Annotated in this window: 16 protein-coding genes and 1 pseudogene; 4 read left to right on the top strand and 13 right to left on the bottom strand. The window is 56.0% G+C overall.

Going from position 1 to position 17,226, the window contains the following annotated elements; all coding sequences use genetic code 11:
• Positions 1-39: 39 nt before the first annotated feature.
• The 9 genes from AXG89_RS26845 to AXG89_RS26805 form a co-directional block, all read right to left on the bottom strand.
• Entirely contained in the window at positions 40-723 is a 684-nt protein-coding gene (locus tag AXG89_RS26845) for a type IV secretion system protein (protein ID WP_069638425.1), read from the bottom strand.
• A gap of 18 nt (positions 724-741) precedes the next feature.
• Positions 742-1,686 (bottom strand): type IV secretion system protein, encoded by a 945-nt coding sequence (locus AXG89_RS26840; protein ID WP_236873527.1) that lies wholly within the window; start codon positions 1,684-1,686, stop codon positions 742-744.
• Positions 1,683-3,824: a transporter gene (locus AXG89_RS26835; protein WP_236873528.1), complete on the bottom strand. Its 2,142-nt coding sequence runs from the start codon at positions 3,822-3,824 to the stop codon at positions 1,683-1,685. Before AXG89_RS26835 ends, AXG89_RS26840 begins: the two co-directional genes overlap by 4 nt.
• A 299-nt stretch (positions 3,825-4,123) precedes the next feature.
• On the bottom strand, positions 4,124-4,552 hold the full coding sequence (locus tag AXG89_RS26830) for a VirB3 family type IV secretion system protein (RefSeq protein WP_062172669.1): 429 nt from the start codon (positions 4,550-4,552) through the stop codon (positions 4,124-4,126).
• Positions 4,549-4,854, bottom strand: a complete 306-nt coding sequence (locus AXG89_RS26825; protein WP_119024689.1) for a hypothetical protein — start codon at positions 4,852-4,854, stop codon at positions 4,549-4,551. The genes AXG89_RS26830 and AXG89_RS26825 overlap by 4 nt, the downstream gene beginning before the upstream one ends.
• 61 nt (positions 4,855-4,915) lie before the next feature.
• Complete coding sequence (locus tag AXG89_RS26820; protein WP_062172671.1) at positions 4,916-5,584, bottom strand: lytic transglycosylase domain-containing protein; 669 nt, start codon at positions 5,582-5,584, stop codon at positions 4,916-4,918.
• Positions 5,581-5,787, bottom strand: a complete 207-nt coding sequence (locus AXG89_RS26815) for a hypothetical protein (protein WP_062172672.1) — start codon at positions 5,785-5,787, stop codon at positions 5,581-5,583. Before AXG89_RS26815 ends, AXG89_RS26820 begins: the two co-directional genes overlap by 4 nt.
• On the bottom strand, positions 5,787-7,898 hold the full coding sequence (locus tag AXG89_RS26810; RefSeq protein ID WP_062172674.1) for a DNA topoisomerase: 2,112 nt from the start codon (positions 7,896-7,898) through the stop codon (positions 5,787-5,789). The genes AXG89_RS26815 and AXG89_RS26810 overlap by 1 nt, the downstream gene beginning before the upstream one ends.
• 124 nt (positions 7,899-8,022) lie before the next feature.
• On the bottom strand, positions 8,023-8,652 hold the full coding sequence (locus AXG89_RS26805; protein WP_062172676.1) for a hypothetical protein: 630 nt from the start codon (positions 8,650-8,652) through the stop codon (positions 8,023-8,025).
• A gap of 355 nt (positions 8,653-9,007) precedes the next feature.
• On the opposite strand from AXG89_RS26805, the gene AXG89_RS26800 reads away from it, so the two are divergent.
• The 3 genes from AXG89_RS26800 (at position 9,008) to AXG89_RS43410 (ending at position 11,688) form a co-directional block, all read left to right on the top strand.
• Positions 9,008-9,334: an XRE family transcriptional regulator gene (locus AXG89_RS26800; RefSeq protein WP_235527625.1), complete on the top strand. Its 327-nt coding sequence runs from the start codon at positions 9,008-9,010 to the stop codon at positions 9,332-9,334.
• A 486-nt stretch (positions 9,335-9,820) separates the two neighbouring features.
• Entirely contained in the window at positions 9,821-11,188 is a 1,368-nt protein-coding gene (locus AXG89_RS26790) for a helix-turn-helix transcriptional regulator (RefSeq protein ID WP_162916107.1), read from the top strand.
• A gap of 164 nt (positions 11,189-11,352) precedes the next feature.
• On the top strand, positions 11,353-11,688 hold the full coding sequence (locus AXG89_RS43410; protein WP_082771562.1) for a hypothetical protein: 336 nt from the start codon (positions 11,353-11,355) through the stop codon (positions 11,686-11,688).
• A gap of 687 nt (positions 11,689-12,375) precedes the next feature.
• On the opposite strand, the gene AXG89_RS26775 is transcribed toward AXG89_RS43410, so the two are convergent.
• Complete coding sequence (locus AXG89_RS26775; RefSeq protein WP_062172683.1) at positions 12,376-13,746, bottom strand: hypothetical protein; 1,371 nt, start codon at positions 13,744-13,746, stop codon at positions 12,376-12,378.
• Positions 13,747-14,113: 367 nt separating this feature from the next.
• A complete protein-coding gene (locus tag AXG89_RS26770) occupies positions 14,114-14,698 on the bottom strand; it encodes a DUF7713 domain-containing protein (protein ID WP_062172684.1) in 585 nt (194 codons plus the stop codon).
• 317 nt (positions 14,699-15,015) lie between these two features.
• Between AXG89_RS26770 and AXG89_RS26765 the strand changes: the two genes are divergently transcribed.
• Positions 15,016-15,549: a nucleoside 2-deoxyribosyltransferase gene (locus AXG89_RS26765; RefSeq protein ID WP_236873529.1), complete on the top strand. Its 534-nt coding sequence runs from the start codon at positions 15,016-15,018 to the stop codon at positions 15,547-15,549.
• 130 nt (positions 15,550-15,679) lie between these two features.
• On the opposite strand, the gene AXG89_RS26760 is transcribed toward AXG89_RS26765, so the two are convergent.
• On the bottom strand, positions 15,680-15,832 hold the full coding sequence (locus tag AXG89_RS26760) for a DUF2256 domain-containing protein (RefSeq protein ID WP_082771563.1): 153 nt from the start codon (positions 15,830-15,832) through the stop codon (positions 15,680-15,682).
• Between the two features lie 297 nt (positions 15,833-16,129).
• Positions 16,130-17,151: pseudogene (locus AXG89_RS26755) on the bottom strand (IS30 family transposase).
• Positions 17,152-17,226: the final 75 nt, after the last annotated feature.

The raw sequence follows: 17,226 nt of genomic DNA, 5'->3' as shown, positions 1-17,226 counted from the left end.
AGGCGCAGCCGACGTCTTGTCGTTAGCCGCGCGTCGTGACTACTGCGGCGCTTGCGAGGCGCTTCCCATCAGCGTGTTCTTGAAGGTGTCGGCGTCCTGTTTTTCCGCGAGCTTTTCTTCAGCCTGCTGCAGCTGACCCACCAGGTTGAGCTTGGTCTGTTCGTTCTGGATCATTGCGTTTTCACTAAGCAACCGATTTTGCAAATCAGCCTTCGCCGCAGGGTCCTGCGTCAGGTCAGACTGCTGCATCAGGTTCTGGATGTTCTGCAGGCGGTCGGCCGACGCCTGATAGGCCTGCGTTGCCATCGCTTTGTTGGTCGCGAGCGTGTCGTTGTAACGCTGCTGAGAAGGTGTGGTTGCGGTCATAGCTTCCTGGCTTTCGATCAGCTGCGCGGCGCTGCTTAACCCTTGCAATTGACCGGACTTGACCTGGCTATAAACCGATTGCCACTGGGAAGGCAAATAGCTCGTCAATGACGGGTTGTTCAGGATCTGCCCGAAACCACGATTTCCAGTCAGTGCGTGGTATTGATCCGTCATGGTGACAAGCTGCGATTGAAGGTTTTTCGCCATAAGCAGGTCTTGCGCAAGTTCGCTTGTGCTGATGACAGGGATACCCTGTGCATGCGCGGGAGCAAATTGTCCCTCGATAGCAAGGACGCAACCGACGAGCGTCACCATCTGCCGGAATTTACTAGTTCGAGTTTCGATGTGTATAAGCATGAATACCCCTGAAATGAATTACCCGTCGATCGATCCGCCGGCAGCACGGCCTGTCAGCTGCTTCGCAGCCCTGTATCCCGAGCTGATGCCTTTTCCAACACTCTTTCCGGCGAACCTGGCCGGGCCGCCGGCGTGTTGTGCCATCGCCGAGATTCCGACACCACCCGCCAGTGCAGAGGCCAGCGCAGGCAAGTTCAGCGATACGACGATGAACGTGATCCCCATCATGGCAAGCTTGGCCGTGGTAGGAATGTCCGTCAGGGACCCCGCTGGTACGCTCGCGGTTGCGAACTTGACCTCAATGGCGCCGGCCGCCGCAAAGAGCGCTGTCAAGAACGCGTAATTGAGGCATTGCGCGGTCCATGCTTCAAAGAACTTGCGCGTTGCAGGAAAGAGCGCCGCCGCGATGAACATCGGTCCCAAAGCAAGCAACAGCCCAAGCGCGAACTTCGCAAGAATCAGATAGGCGGCCGCAAGCGCGAGAAAGGGGAGGGCGACCAATATGATCAGTAACGCGTTGGCGCAGGAAGCAACGTAGCCACCAACGTTGAACGGGCTCAAAGGCGCAAACAGGTTGTTGATCGCGGTGAGATAAGACGACAGCAAGGTGTCCAGGGCCGTACCTGTCGAGGGGCTATTCGTCAGCGCCTGAGCGATGTCGTCGCCGACGCCATTGAAGAATGGCACCACATACTCGGTGTAGTACTGGATGTTCATCCCGGCGGTGATGATGAGTCCCCATGCAGCGAACCGCATGAAGAAGTCGATCACCGGCTGGTCCGTCGCACCACGCCAGTAGGAGGTCATGATCAACAACATGTAGACGCCGAGGCCAGCCGCGACCAAAGGGCTGATCAACGTGATCAGGTTGGCAGAGCCCGTCATGATCGTCTGGTTGACGGTCGTGTCGAACATGGTCATGAGGGGCTGGAAAATGGCGACATTGATCGGCGCAACGCTCATGATGTTGCTCCCTCTTCAAGACTCGCTGCATAGGTCGGGCCATGCGAGGGGTCTATGGCATGCCGATCGAACCTGGCAGCCTTCTTCTTGCCCTTGCGCCGTGATTGAAAGACCGCCATACACTTGTCGATATCAGGCCCATATTCCGCCCATACTTCGTCCCAAATTGGGATGTTGTCTGTTGTGCCGGAGAGAACTGCAAGCGCGTCTGACATGCCGTATAGGTCAAGCGTGGCGAAGACTGATTGATTACTCTGTTTGATGAGAAACGTCCGCGATTCCTTGTCGAGGCTCTTGAGGACGTCGAACTCCTTTCGGTTCATGTTGCACACCTCGTAAGCCTCGAAACGCGCGTCCGGATTCGGCAGATAGATCTTGGTGGCCGTCTGCTGTTGAATTGCGGCAAAGATCGGGCTCGCAATGGCATCTTCCGGCGACTGCGATACAAGCAGCACAAACTCTTCAATCTTTCGACCCGTCTTGAGCGACTTTAAAATTAACTCTTGCGTCACGGGGTACTGCGCTGGCAACCAGAATTCTTCGACGATCGTCACCAGCAGGCCGCCGTTCTCCTGCATCAGCTTTTTGAGGTAGAAGAGGTAGGCAAGGACCGGCTCAGTTGGCTGGTAGTTTTTTTGCAGGAAGTCGGTGACATCAAAGCCGATGCGGTGCTGCTTCGTCACGTCGATCATCGTGTTCGGCACGTTGTCGAGCGCCCACGCGAATTCGCCGCCGGCCGCATGGCACCACTTCGACAGCCGCGTCCAGAGCGAATTGGGCGTGCCGTCATCCGCAATGTTTTCGAGCAGACGGCTGAACACGCGATCTTCGACCCGCTCGATCGCATAGATGGCGTCGACCGCGTTCTTGACTTTGACCGCATCGGCGTCATTAATCTGTCCGGCCGCGTCACGCCCGCACGACCTCACCAAGCTGTACAGGAACTGCAGGTTCGCTTCGGTGGGCGGCAGTTCAAAAGGCGCAAGCCCCGTTTCGACACCGGCCTTCAACGGCAGATACACACCGCCTAAGTTACGAATAAAGATCTCCATGCCTCGGTCGAGGTCAAGGGCGAAGATCTTCGGATCGAACCGCTCGAGAAAACCGACGAGCGACAGCTGCAGCGTGGTCTTACCTGTGCCGGTCGCACCGAGGATCAGGGTGTGACCTGCGAATTTCTCGCCGGTGTTGTCTTGATCAGGCAGCGACGCATGGAAATTGAAGTCAAATCGACCTTTGCCGATGGTCGAAAGCGGCATGACCGCAGTACCGTCGCCGATCGGATTGCCTCGTGCCTTGCCGGTCGAGTAGTTGTGCATGGAGGACGTCGACGCCAGCGTGCGCGTAGACCGCGGACTGGGTCGCGGCTTTTTGGTCGCCCCGGGAACTTGACTAAAATAGGTCACCGGTGCCGACAAAGTCGCAGGCATCCAGCTCACGCCGCATTCATTGAGCGACTGCGCGGCAACGTAGGTCCCGTTTTCGATTGCCTTCTGCGCGCTCGATCCGTACACCACGAGCGCACCATGGTAATCACCGAATGCAAGCTCACGCGCAGCGAGTAGGGCCTGCGCGTGACTCAGGTCGTCAATTTGATGAACGGCCTTGTCTTGCACTGACGTAAGCTTGCCAATCTGTGTTTCGATCTTGGCGTTCGCCTGATGCGTGCCCAGAAATCCGAACGATTGCGTCAAGGTGAACTCGACTGGCACAGTCAGAAGCGAGTTCATCTGCCCCCAGCCGCTTTTCGGCAAGTCTTTCAGGTCATAGCAGACAGCGTATTTGGTGTTGTTGTCGGAGCGCACCTCCAAAACGTCGTAACCAAAGTGCATCCACGCGTTGGGTATGGCCTGGTAGCCGGGCATTTCGGTCACTGGCACCCGACGCTCGACGCCATTGATCAGCTCGCCGATGAATTCAAAGGTTTCAGAAAACATCATGCCGTTGCGCTCGTAAGCGCACAATATTTCCGGGTCGTACGCGCTGAGTGCCTTAACGATCGTCGCCCCAAGCTCTTCGATCTCGGCAACGCCCTCATTGAGGTTGTCGTGCTTGAGCACAACGCTTAGGTAATATGTGTTTTCGAAATAGTCCGTCTTCTTGAATCGCGCCAGATACTGCTCACTGAAATCCATCATGAACGACGAGCGAAACGCGTACGTCTGATCGTGCGCCATGCGCCGGCGCTTGAGCGTCGTTGTCATCGACAGCCGATTGCCTTTGGTCGCGCCAAGCGATGACAAGAAACGGTTCAGAGAATCAAAACGGTTCTCCAGAATGGAGTCCGTTGCCGATTCGAATGGGATGCCCGGCAGACGGATAACGAGCAAGGTTCGGTCGTTGCCGCAACTCGTCACTTGCTCGGAGACGGCGTGACCAATCTTCGGCATCTTGTCTTCAACGGCCGGCTGACGTTTCATTTTTTCGTAAATGGACATCATCTTTCCTTGCGCTGCGGAGGCCCGTTCCGAAACAGCTCGGCTCGGAACTGCTCGTGGGCAACGAGTGACGGGATGCGCTCGAATGCCTGGCGGAACGTATCAAGCCGGTAGCCGTACTTCATCGGACTGAGCGTGTAGGTGTTGCCAAACATCCGGGCGTTCGTGCGTCCTAGAAAGCAACGCACTTCCAGCAATAAGATGTTGAGCGCCTGATCATCGGTCGCACACACCTGTTTGATGAACATCACGGGTGCGAGGCAGGGGACGAACAGGAGAAATCCTGCTGGCCCGAAGGCAAAGCCGCCAACCATGGCAACGGCGACGCTGATCCCGAAAAGGACCAGGCCGGCCATGAGGGGTACACCCTTGATCATGGCAACGCGCCCAAGGCCCGCATACGACGAATACAGGGCTTTTTCGCTCATGATCCGAAAACGGTCCAGGCCCATGCGGCGAGAACCGGAACGGAGCCGACGGCCGCGACCTTGGCAATGGCGCCACCAAAGTCATGCACCCAGTCGGCCTTGTTGCTCCAGCACTGAATCCCGACCCAGAGCAGGTAACAAATCGCCAAGATCCCGCAAATCGTAAAGAACCAAAGTTCGAAATTGGTGATCGCGCTGGTCCCGGCAGTCAGACCGCCTGCATGCGCGCTCGCGCTGACCAGCGATACAGCGAAGCCAACCAACGGCGATACAAGCAGGGATAATAGTTTGGTACGTTTCATAGTTGTCCTCATAACAGGCTATTCAGATGGGGGTGAAGAAAAAGAGTGCTGGATCAAAGGTTCAAAAATCTCCGAATGTGTCCCAGGATGGGTGGGTATGCTCGGGCTGCGCACGCCGTGATGTCGAAGGCGTTCCAATCGCTGCCGATGTCCCTGTACCAGGGTCGAGCCGCGGCACGGTTTGCCGCACGGTCTCGGGCGTAGCGACTGGCACGACAGCAATGGGCCGAACATCTCCCTTAGCCGTTTCTGGGTCTGTCGACGCTACGAAGGAAACAACACGCTGGACGTAGCTCGATGTTCCGGAATCACGGACAAACCCACGCTTGAAATTCCCGCTGTAATAGCAGCTGAGCGCCGCGTGCAACGCGTTCTGGCCAGCACCCATACGGGCGGACGCACGGCGATAACAGTCCGACAAGATCGCCGAGCCTGCACGCAGATTCGTGCAAGGGTCAAGTGCGGCATTCGCGTCCATGCCATACCTCGCGAGGTTGTAGCGATTCACTTGGCTCAAGCCCATGCTGTAGTTCCAGCCTCCCGCGTCGAGCGCCGCAACAGTGGCCATCGCTTCATCGCGGTTCTGTGGCTGACGCACGAGGCGACCTCCTACGACACCGATCGCAAAGGGGTTGAAATCCGACTCGCCGCGAACAATCGCCTGCAAGGTCGTCGGATGAACTCCGGGCGCGCATTGCTGCGCGAGGCTATTGAAGTCGGCGGGCATCATTGCGCGGGTTCGCTGTCAACGTCCGGATCTTCGTCCGGACGGTCTGGTTCTGCATTCAGGAGCGTGTTCAAAGACGTCGTTTTCCCGACGTGGGCCGAATCCGAAACCATCGTGTTCCCGGCTGGTGGCTTTTCATCATCCGACGGCAGGTATGCTTCAGTCGCAAAATCCCACACGCGATCTTGTTTGGGTTGCTCAGCCATTACATCGCTCCCACTTTCTTAAATCCAAAGCCCTTGCTCCTGGGTTTCAGTTTCGACGTGAAGTCTGGTGCGCCGTCACGGTCCGGATAGGACGCGGAGCACTTGGGCTGCGCCTTGAAGTTCGAGCAACCCCAAAAGTGGCCGTCATTGCCCGGGATTCGCCGCAAGCGGCCCGATGTACATTTCGGACATGCTGGTGCGGGTGCCACGGGCAAGTTCATCTTCGAGGTCCGCAAGCCCGCGATCACCTTGGTAATGAAAGCGACGTTGCGGTCAATGAACTGGTCGTACGTGATTTGCCCGCTCGCTACCGCGTCGAGCGCGATTTTGAACATGCCGGCCATCGTTGGATCCTTGACTGGGCCGGGCAGTGCCGTAAGCAACCCCCGGCCGCTCGCGCTGCACGTCAGCTTGTTTTTGGTGCCCTTGGCGATCTCGAGGAAACCACGCTCGCGCAGGTCCTTGATGATCCCGGCGCGTGTGGCGCTTGTACCAATGCCTTTTCCCTCTTTCAGACGCGCTCTAGCCGCCGGATCGGTCGTGAATTTGTGAAGGTCAATCATGGCGCTCAGCAACGATGCTTCATCAAAGCGGGAAGGGGGCTTCGTTGCTCGGCTCGCGGTATCACATGCCGTGCACGTTGCAGGGTCGCCCTGCGCCATGTCCGGGAGTGTCTGTTTGGCATCTTCAGTTTCGCCGTCGACCGGCGTTTGCACAGCCGCTTCCTCGTGCGGCGCATAGACCTCACGCCAGCCGGCGGACACGGGCGTCTTGCCGTTCGCGGTCAAGCGCTCGCTGACACATGAAATTTCGATGCGTGTTTGCATAAATACGGCGGGCTCGAAGAATTGGGCGAGATAGCTGCGCACGACCAGGTCGTAGACGTTGCGCTCAATCTCATTCAGCGCGGATAGGTCCGTTACGCATACGGTCGGCACGATGCCGTGGTGCGCTTCACCATTCATCTTCTTGTCGTCGAACGCAGCCGATTTGCGTTTCGTGTCGGCGCAGCTGATCAATGAGCCGAGCCCGCGCAGGTTTCGGCTAACCGACGCCAGAATGGTCGGCGCTTCATCGTGCTGCGCCTCCGACAGATAACGGTTCTCCGTGCGCGGGTAGCTTGTGACTTTGTAACGTTCGTACAGCACTTGCGCCGCGGCCAACACTTCGTCACCCGTGTAGCCAAACTTGCCGCATGCGGCCACCGTCAATTCGTTCAGGGACAAAGGCAGCGGCGGCGCCTCTCGCTTGGGCGACTTGTCATACGCTGATATCTCTGCCGGCTGGTTTCGCATCCGGACAACAAGCGCACGCGCAACAGATTCGTCGATCAAACGGCCCGCATCGTCTAGACCGGCTTGGTCTTCGCGCGCCTTCCAGTTCGCGACAAACAGGCCGTTCTCATGCTGCATCTTCGCCGCGATAGTGAAATAGCCGACCGGCTTGAATGACTCGATAGCACGATCGCGTCCATATATGATCATGAGAGTCGGGGTTTGGACGCTCCCGACGGTCAATACGCCGTCGAATCCGAGTTCACGAGCGCGTAAAGTTGCGGCACGCGTTAAGTTCAGACCGAAGAGCCAGTCGTAACGGGAACGCGCGAGTGCCCACACGAACCATGCGCGAAACTGCGGCGCCTCGTTGCTGTGCATCGAGTCAAGTGCCTGACGGACTTTGGCCGGGTTGTAATCGTTGACGAGCAGCCGTAGGACGGGCTTGGTGTTACCTAGATAGATCAGAACTTCATCTACAAGAAGCTGGCCTTCCTCATCCGGGTCACCCAGATGCACGACTTGATCGACCTCGGACAAAAGTTTTTCTACCGCGCGGACGTTGCGCTCCAAATCACCACGGGGAGCCATCAGCCAGGCAGTTGGTACGATCGGAAGGTCTTGATAACGCCAGATCTTTGCACCGCTCTTGCTGCGTGGTAGGTCATCGGGAAGATACTCGTCTGGCATGGCCTGCTCGAGTGCGTGACCAGCGAGCGGCACGAACGCATCGTCGCCGATATAGGTCACCACGCCGTCGCGACGCGGCGTGCCCGGCAAGACTGCGACCACGGCTTGCACGAGAGATGACTTTTCACCAACGAACAATCTACGCACCTTGCATACCTTTCAGTTGTACTAATTGCATCATCGAAAATTTGAAGTGCTTTTTCTCAACTCTGAATTCCCGCCGCAGGCCTACTGGTGATGACAACGGCAGTTTGATTCGGAGTGTGTAGAGTTAGTGGTTGCCGCCGCTGTCTACGGCAGTCGCGCTACCAGACCCTGGAGCATCTGTTTTTGACAAGAACTGCTGCGCGGATGAGGCCGGGTCATAGGGGACCGTGGTCGATCCTTGCCCATAGAACTCAGTAACGGTCGTTTTGCCATTGATACCCCACCACACGCGCGTAAAAATGTGGTTGTCGATGGTGACGTTGATCGCTCCACGCGCGCCGCATGTGAGCATGCTTTGCTCGGGCGGACCCCAGAAGAGGAGATTTGGGCTGCAATAGTTTGGCCCTGCGCCTACATTTTGGGCGCCAGTGCCTTGCCCAGCATTACGCGCACTCGCGGGCACCGAGCTCCTGACATCGGGCGACAGATTCGCCGCGCTGCTATTCAGGTCGCAAGTGGGAAATGATTTGCCGTGCTCAAGCGCATTCCAGAGCTTTTCGATGGGGGGCTTGCATTCTGACTCGGTCTCCGGCCCGCGGGGGTCGGCGAGGCACAACAGCACTTGGCAGCCCCAGTCATCAGCAAAGACCGGGGAAGGCGACGCAATGGAGATGGCGCCAGACGCCGCAACCCAAAGGAACTTGCGATCCAGTTTTTGTGAACGAACGTTCTCATCTATAATGGTTTTAGCCATTTCGATTCCTCAACAGTCCTGCAATGGTCAGGCCGATGGTGGTGTTGGTAGCACTCTCATCGGCCGCTACAACTTATACTCGCTTAGGTTTGACTGGGCTGGCGCTGCATGCGCCCCCACGAGTCGCGCTGTAATCCCCACGGATGAGTAGAAGCTCTTCGTCGTTCATCCTCTGCATGAATCTCATCGAAAACTTCCGAGGCATTTCCCGCCTCTTATAATAGCGTTGGAATGGACCATTAAGGCCATTCTGGGTCGTTTTGAACCCAATGTCAATAATAGGTACGTTATGACGCAAAGTATCGGTGCTCGTCTGCTGAGCGAGAGGGAGCGCAAAGGCCTAACACAAGGGAGGATGTGCGAAATCACCGGGGTGAGTCGGAAAACCCAATTCACATATGAGACCGGCGCACGTCTGCCAGACGCGTCATATTTGGCTGCGATTGACGCCGCAGGGCTAGACCTCTTATACATCGTGACCGGTCGCCGCACTAACGGGTCGATCAACGACGCATTGCTGCAGGACGTGCTGACCCGCGTCGATGAAGCGATCAATGGGTTAAAACCTAATATGGCTATCGAGGTCAAGGCGCGACTCATATCGTTGGTTTATCTGACTGCGTCCGAGAGCGGACGGGTGGATCCTGAAGTGCTCAACAAAGCGGTTCAACTGATTTCCTGATTGCTCGCTTGGCGTACTGAAGGCGTGCCGTCAACCACATCGACACCCTAGCGCGCGGACCACACGCATCTCGACCCGCATTGGCATGATCTCTCCAAGTTCGGCGACTGCATCGTCCAGCCGCAACCATTTCCGCGGCTCTCCCTCAACATTCGAGAACAGCATCTGACCGTCTCTTGCGACGACTAGCGCGTGCCATCTGATTCTGTTGCCGTGTCGCAGCTGGAGAAAATCAACATGGGTTATGACGGCCGTTTTTCCCCACACGCTTTGAAGCAAACTGAAGTTGCTGAGTGGCATTGTTATGAGCCTCGCGATCGCTGATGACTCATCGTAGATGCGAAGCACCCCCGAGGTGTACCCCCTTGACCTCGGGGGGCGGTATGTAGTAGGCGCTGAATGCAACCCTTTGTAACATCGGATGAATTGGTAACGACTCCGCGTTTACATTGATGCGCAGGTAATCGCGCAAGGGATGAGATGTCGATGTTGAACGCAGAAAGTGTTACGTTTTCAGCTGGCCATGAGACGGTTCATTTAAGAGCACGGCTGTCGCAGTTTGGAGGTCTCCTCGAACGCGAATCGTTATTGCGCCTGGGGCGCAACGGCGAGACGCGATTCACACAGGTTGTCCTCGCGAACGAGGCAAATGTCCAAGATCTACAGCGTACCGAGCCGTATCAAAAGATAAGAGACGCTATCCCGCGACTGGCGCGCGAGCCTTTGGCTGCATGCGCGAAAAAAGCTTCGCTTGGTCACGATGAAGACGTGATCGATATGATTCGTCATCTTGCGAATGCGCAAGATGAAGCGGCTCTCCTCAGGCAACTCAGAGATGTCGTTCTTCGGCTCGGAGCCCGGACAACATTTTTCTGTTTGACGGAAAAAGGCACAGATGGCGCCCATCATTCATATCGTGTGCTATCGGCTTCCGCTGTGGACCTCGTTCAGAAGTATGCGGAAAAAAGGTGGTACGCGACGGACCCCTTCATGACGCATGGGGCACATTCTCAGCAGCCGTTCTTTTCCTCCGACGTGGGTTCGATAAAATACCTGGATGGAAGCCGGCGTGAGATGGCCGAATTCATGCGCAGTTTCGGCGCCTCCAGCTGGATCACCATCCCGGCACACGGCCCGGAAGCGCGTTTCTTCGGCGTGCTCTATGTGGCGATGCCGGACCTGCCTGAAGATGGTGGGGAAGAACCGCTTCGTAAAAACCGCTTATTGTTCAAACTGATTGCTGGTGAAATTTTTGATTGGTACGACCGGGGAGAACGGGCATCCTCTTGGAGCAGTAGCGGATTAACCCGGCTTGAACTCGACATTCTGTACCTGTCGGCACAAGGTGCGTCGTCAGCCATGATCGCTGAATCGCTTGGCCTATCTGCCAATGCCGTAACACGTCGTCACTTTAAGTCGATCAACGCAAAACTCCGCACGAACTCGATCACCGAATCGGTCCGTCTAGCAGCAGCTCGTAACCTCCTGCCGATTGCGAGTAATCGCAAAGTTGCCTATGTCCTACATAGTCCTGTTTACGGCATCTTCTTGGGCTGCGACCAGAGCGTGCCATTTTGGTCAGGGGTCATGCCCTCGGGGATGGACGAAGCGGCGGTTTTTGAAGACATCGAATCAGCCGAAGCCGCCTTGTGCGAACTCGGGCTCCCGCATGGGCACGACGTAGAACTCAAACGCGTCGATATTCATCAAGCTGCCCAAACGGCAACAATTAATGACTGTTTGCGTGCAGGTTTGCCAGCTTGGGATCCGCTTGTACAAACAAGTGGCGCACCAGCGGATGATTCCGCGACGCCTGGCGAAATCGAAGAAGGACCGCCGCCGTCGTACCACTGATAAAATTTGAGACTGAAACTGGCAGTTGCCATGACATGCTGTCAGTAAAGAATCGGTTGACGGTGAGACATGCGCTCGCAAGGAAATTTTGGTTTAAATTACAACCCTGCTTGCGCCAGCGATTGTAGCTGCTCGTTCGCGTGTTTTTATCACGTGCATCTCTGATGGAAAGAGCGGTGAAATCAACGTTGCCTGTTACTCCGGACGGTCGCTACTTTGTTGTCAGAGGACGTCTCTGGCGATGTACAAACCCGTTCTTGTCAGCCGAGGTAAAAAAGGTTTTGGTAGACGAGTTGATGCAAGCCCGCCGCGAAAAGGGTTCAGCATTACGTGGTGGCGATAACGCGGGTCGCGAAGTCGCGCGTCAGAGAATCGATGAAATCAAAAAGCAGCTGGGTGAGCGGGGTCCCGTTTGGTGGTCGGACGGCGCGCCTGACTGGAATCGGCATATGGCAAAGAACACCCCATATGCCGATTGGTATGCTGGGCTACCTAGCTGATACCCTCATCAAGTCGTAGGTATGCTCTTGCGAATTTTCTCGTTTATCTTCGAGCAGTTTGAACACCGCTAAAAGCGCTTGGTCTTTCGACACTGATAGCCGCTGTCACCGACGTCGGCTTACCCGTATTGCAGGCGCCCAGGTCGAGGATGGTTGATAACGGTGCAGGCACCCCCGACGTGAGCGTCATTTCGCTCGGCGGTATTGAAACTACCTACTCATCCGCGATATCTCCAGATTTTGGACGCTGGCCGATCTTGACCGGTTCAGCCGCTTGCGACTTGGGCCATTTGGGGAACGGCCAAATGACTGCAGCTGGTTCGGTTTTCTTCACGACAATGTCGGGAGTGCGGCATCCGCATGACGTTCGGAGGCCGCTCCTTACGTAACTCGATGGGAAGATTTTCACGGATCCGCAATCGCACTGGAAAGACCAACGCGCCCCGTTTTTGCCGTGATTCACGTAAAGGGATGCAGTCAGGCGGCCAAAGCGTTGGCCGGGCGCAATGTCGATCTGTCGCAAGCAGCCACACGACAAAGTCTTGCGATACCTTGCGCTACGAGCCTCGATAACCTTTTCGACGCCGCATGCGCACTTGAATCGCCAACGAGAACCGTCCTCGCGGGCAATCGCAGTGAGCCTGCCAAAGGTCCGACCGGTGAGATCAAGTGCCATATCAAATCAGGTCAAAGCAATACGGCTTGCCGCAACAGTTCCAACGCTTTCAGTTCGTCCAAGCGACCGGTACGTGCCTTGCCTGCGGGCGTCTTGAGCAGCGCCTCCGCGATCGGTGCAATGCCGAGCAAATGGTCCAGACTGGTCGCAGGAATGAGACGGTACGGCTGCCTGCTGCCTTGCGCTTCAGGGGGCGCTCCGAACTCCTGCAGAGCAGGGGACGACGAGACACGACTATCGACGGGTTGCAGAACTGCTGATTCGGCGACGGACGGGACCGCCTGATCCTGATGCTCAACGACCGCTTCAGTCTCAAAGACTACGCCTGTCGGATGGCCCGTGCCATTCGCATCATCGATCTTGGCGATTCGAGGCTCCGCCTTCCGCGCTTTGATATTCGCAGGCGTCTTCGCCACTGGCGCTTTTGGTTCGGCCACAGGCGGCAGTTCTTCATGACTGACCGCGCGACGATCCGACGAAGGGATCAGCAATTCCGACACCGACTTGGGAATGTCCGTTACTGTCCGGGGAACGTCAAACCAGCCAGTGGGCAGACCGAGGCGTTCCGTGAACCGGTTCACTTCAGCATCGTCCAAACGCTTTTGCCCATAAAAACGATTGGCCATGTTGGAGTCGCTAAGTTCCGTCACCGCGCCGAGCCGAGCCTTTGATCCTTTGCGGGCTGTGAGCACGTGCAGGTTGGCGCGACGGACTTTTTCCAAAGCGGCGACATCAATCAACGGCAGTGATTGCTGAGCCGCCGACTTGGATGGCGCTTTCGTTTTCCCAGGCGCCGTCTGCGGTGGCGTTACCTTGCTAGGCTTTGCAGCAGTCGTGTTGTTCTTCGCGACGGCCTTATGCGACCCGCCATTTGTTTTCTTTGGCATTTCCGGGTCTCCGGGCGGATGATCAGTAAGGGTAGGGTGGTGATTGAACTGTGTAGAAGGAGCTGGCCAAATCACTTCCACGTACGCCGATTCCGGTTCAGCGTTCACGTGAATAAAGTCTAGGGGCGACCTCAAGCGAGCAATGATCTCAGGCGTGAGGACCGGATTGGGTTGATCGAAAAAACCATGCGGGAGGCCAAGCGTCGTTTCCATGTGAAAAGCTGTCTCGGGCGTAAACCTCTCCCCATTCACCAGTTCGGCTACGCGCGTTAAATTAGAGTCAAGTCCGAGTGCGATATTTTCTGCGCCCACTGCATCGACCAGCAATTTAAACGAACGCGTTTTGAAGATGGACGCCGTCTGAGCCGCGTCTCTTGCAGGCGGCGCTTTAACGTAAGGCTTGTTCGTTCGGCGCGGTGTTGCATCTGATTGTTGGCGCGATTGATGCTGGCCCTTATCTCGAGATCCAGAGTATCGCCCGTGTGGTTGACTCATAAAGTGGGGCTCCCGGTCGTCAAATCACTAACAATTTCCACATTATAGGGCGAGGGTGTACCTACAGCGGCTTCACTATAGGGAAAGAACCCGTCCTCAGGATTCAACTCTCTCTGTGCTGCTGTTGGCGCCAGATGTTACCGGGTCGAAGGCAGCGCCCCATTAAAGATACAAGATGTCGAACCTCGTGACGCGGGGCCCAACGTTTAAGGATGAGTCGACGACATACTAGGGAAGGGCGTACGCAGTGTTCGCTGGCGGTCCTGATGCGCTTGCTGGGCTCAGCAATTAAGCTACACGGGAGTCAAGATACGAACCGTCTAATCTACCTGACAGCGATCGGGATTGTTGGGGGGAAGCCCCCATCTCAGATTTCGTCACTTGGATCGCACAGTTCGAGCTTGAACTGCCATCCTTCAAATGTCATTAGCATGCGCCCAAGCTCGTCCCATTCAACACGGCGCCCATCTACGACGACGCACGGCATACGCGAATGCTCGTCACCGTCCCATTCGATTCTGCCGCGGATTGTCTCGTCGACAATTTGCAACCCGAGATCACCATCTCTTACGTGCACAACCGCAAGCAAACGACGCATCTTTTCAATCAGCCTTCCAAGCAAAACAAATTGATCCGCTTCCGCATCTCCAAGAATCTGAAACCGGTAGCCTGATGGTTGATTCTCGCTAGTCGCGCCGAATGCCTCCAGAGAAAGTTTGTCGCCAAACAGCAGACTTCGAAAACGAAACTCGTGAACAGTTCCGCTGGCGTCCGACAGGTGCATCGGTTCAAACTTTGTTTGATCAAAATTGTCGATGCCGGCGTGCTTTGCCATTTCGCGGTTAAAGCAGGCGGTGCACAGCAATCGGTCGCTGTGCTCGTCGCTTCCAGTATGGATGGTGTCGTACTGTGGCACGGTGGCTTTGCAAGCTGCGCATTGACTGACGGACATGACGGAACTCCACGAAATCAAATGAGCGGCGCGTTTCGCAACCGATGATACTTCGCGGGCCCGATGCGGTACGAAAGATCGGCTTTGTTCGCGACGGGCCCATTTTGTCATGCCAGAACGGCCCTGCAACTATATGCGGCCGATCTATTTTCCTGAGAGCGCTTTTGATGTACAAATTTGTTGTAGCTTAAGTGGCATACAACGTCTCACATCAACCAGGTTCCGCCTTAACAGATTGTCTGACTGCCGAGAGATAATTGCTCATGTTACGAATTTATTGCGCGGGTCCGCTTTTTAACCCAAGCGAGCGCGCTGAGATGGACAGCATTGCCAGCACACTGGAGCTGTCTGGCTTTTCAACCTTTCTTCCGCATCGCGACGGGTTAGAGTTTGCTCAGATCAAGCCTGCGTTGGAACAATGCGGCGCATCGCCCAGCGAAGCAGCGAGGATTATTGATAGAGCGATCTTCGCTTTGGACACTTATCAGTTGCTTCGATGTTGCGATGTCGTTGTGGCGAACTTGAACGGCAGAGTACCCGATGAGGGAACAATCGTCGAGGCGACGCTCGCGTGGCACTCCGGCAAACCGCTTGTGCTGTACAAAACGGATGTACGCTCGATGCTCGGCGGTTCTGACAATCCGATGGTGACAGGACTTGGCGACTTCGAATCAATCAACGATTTGTCCGCTTTGCCGGCTGCCGTAGAGCGAGTCGTCGCCATTCACAGCTCAGAAAAATTATCCGAAACCATGGAATTTGGCGCATCCATAGCGGCGCTTCGGGACAAAAACGACAGTGTCTGCGCCGTTGCGGCGGTGCTTTATCAGAATAAGCATCCAAAAAAGTAACTTGAGGCGCCATACCTACGGTGAGGACCTCTGGAAACACTATCGATACTTTTAAGCAATTTCGCAACACCAACCGAACGTTGTTGATCTTTGCGGATTAAGAGTTAGTACAACGGCTACAAAAAGAGGATCACCTTACAGCTGTGCCGCGCGCACTACGACATTTATCCGAGCAGTATTTAACGCTGCTCCAATCGCGCTCCCATTTCTTGCGCCATGTGAATGTGCGGCCACAACTCGCACAAACCTTACTTGGGAGGGTATCTTTTTTCTGCATGCGCATCCGGGACCTCCTAAAACCATTGTTCAATGACACTCATTCTGAATCACAAGTCATGTTTGTGCAAAGAACTGCAATATCCATACGCCCGCAATAGCCAGTCGTTCAACGAAGAAACCTAAGCGAGTCGAAGTCAAGTAAGGTACTTAGGACTGGTAAAAATCGATAATTTCTTTTTATGTCAATATCGAGAAAGTGTCAGGATTGTTTTCCTAAGGCTCAAACATATGCATCAGGTTCACTTGATTCCTATCAGCGACCAATAAACTTGGCGGTTTAAGGGTGAACTGCAACAGGGGGTCAATGTTTAGAGCTTGGAGGTCGGCTTGCTGAATCAAGGGTCGCAGCGAAGACCTCGAATGGCGAATGGAACGCGTGAGTGGCGCGCGGGCGGCTGTTCAGGCTGTCGGCGATCGCGTCGAGTTCGTTCTGACTGTAGACCGATAGGTCCGAGCCTTTAGGCAAATACTGGCGCAGCAACCCGTTGGTGTTTTCACAAGTACCGCGTTGCCAGGGACTGTGCGGGTCGCAAAAGTACACGTTCACGCCGGTGGCGGCGGTGAGTTCCTGATGGCGCGACATTTCTTTGCCCTGGTCGTAAGTAAAGCTTTGCCGTAACGGCGCCACAATCGAATTGAGTTTGGCGGAGAAGCCCGCTAGCGCTGACGCGGCGGTGGCGTCCTCCATCTTGGCAAGCAGCACCAGACGGCTGGTGCGCTCGACCAGAACGCCGACAGAGGATTGGTTGTTCGCACCCTTGATGAAGTCGCCTTCCCAGTGACCTGGCAGTAGTCGGTCTTCAATTTCGGGCGGTCGCACGTGGATACTGACCATGTCGGGAATCTGTCCGCGCCGGTCTGTGCCCCGAGTGCGTGGCATGCGCGTGCTGTGGCCGTGGCGCAGGCAGGCAATGAGTTGGCGGCGCAGTTCACCGCGCGGCTGAGCATAGATAGCCGTGTAGATGGTTTCGTGCGAGACGTGTTGGGTCGAGTCGGTTGGATACATGCGCTTGAGTGTGCCCGATATCTGCTGGGGCGACCATTTCCACTCAAGCAGGGTGAGAACGATGCGCCAGCAGACGCTTTGCAGGCAAAGCTTGGCGGGGCGGCGGGACGCGCTGCGGCGTGCGCTGCTAAGCGCTGCAGCGGGCACCGATGCGTAGCCAACAGAAGAGCTGTTTCGCATTAGCTCACGGCTGATAGTCCCGGTGAGCGCCCGAGTATGCGAGCCATGGCTCGCATACTTGAACCCTGCAGATGCAAGCTTGCAATGGTCAGGCGTTCTTCAGGTTGCAGCTGCTGGTATGAAGTTTTTTCGGGCATTGCGACACCTTATACGAGACAGGTGTTGCAGTTCACATTTGAGGCCGCCCTTCCAACCAACGAAATGCGGTTACT

This window comes from Burkholderia sp. PAMC 26561 (assembly GCF_001557535.2).
GTDB lineage: Bacteria > Pseudomonadota > Gammaproteobacteria > Burkholderiales > Burkholderiaceae > Caballeronia.
This window is presented reverse-complemented; position numbering and strand designations above follow the sequence as displayed.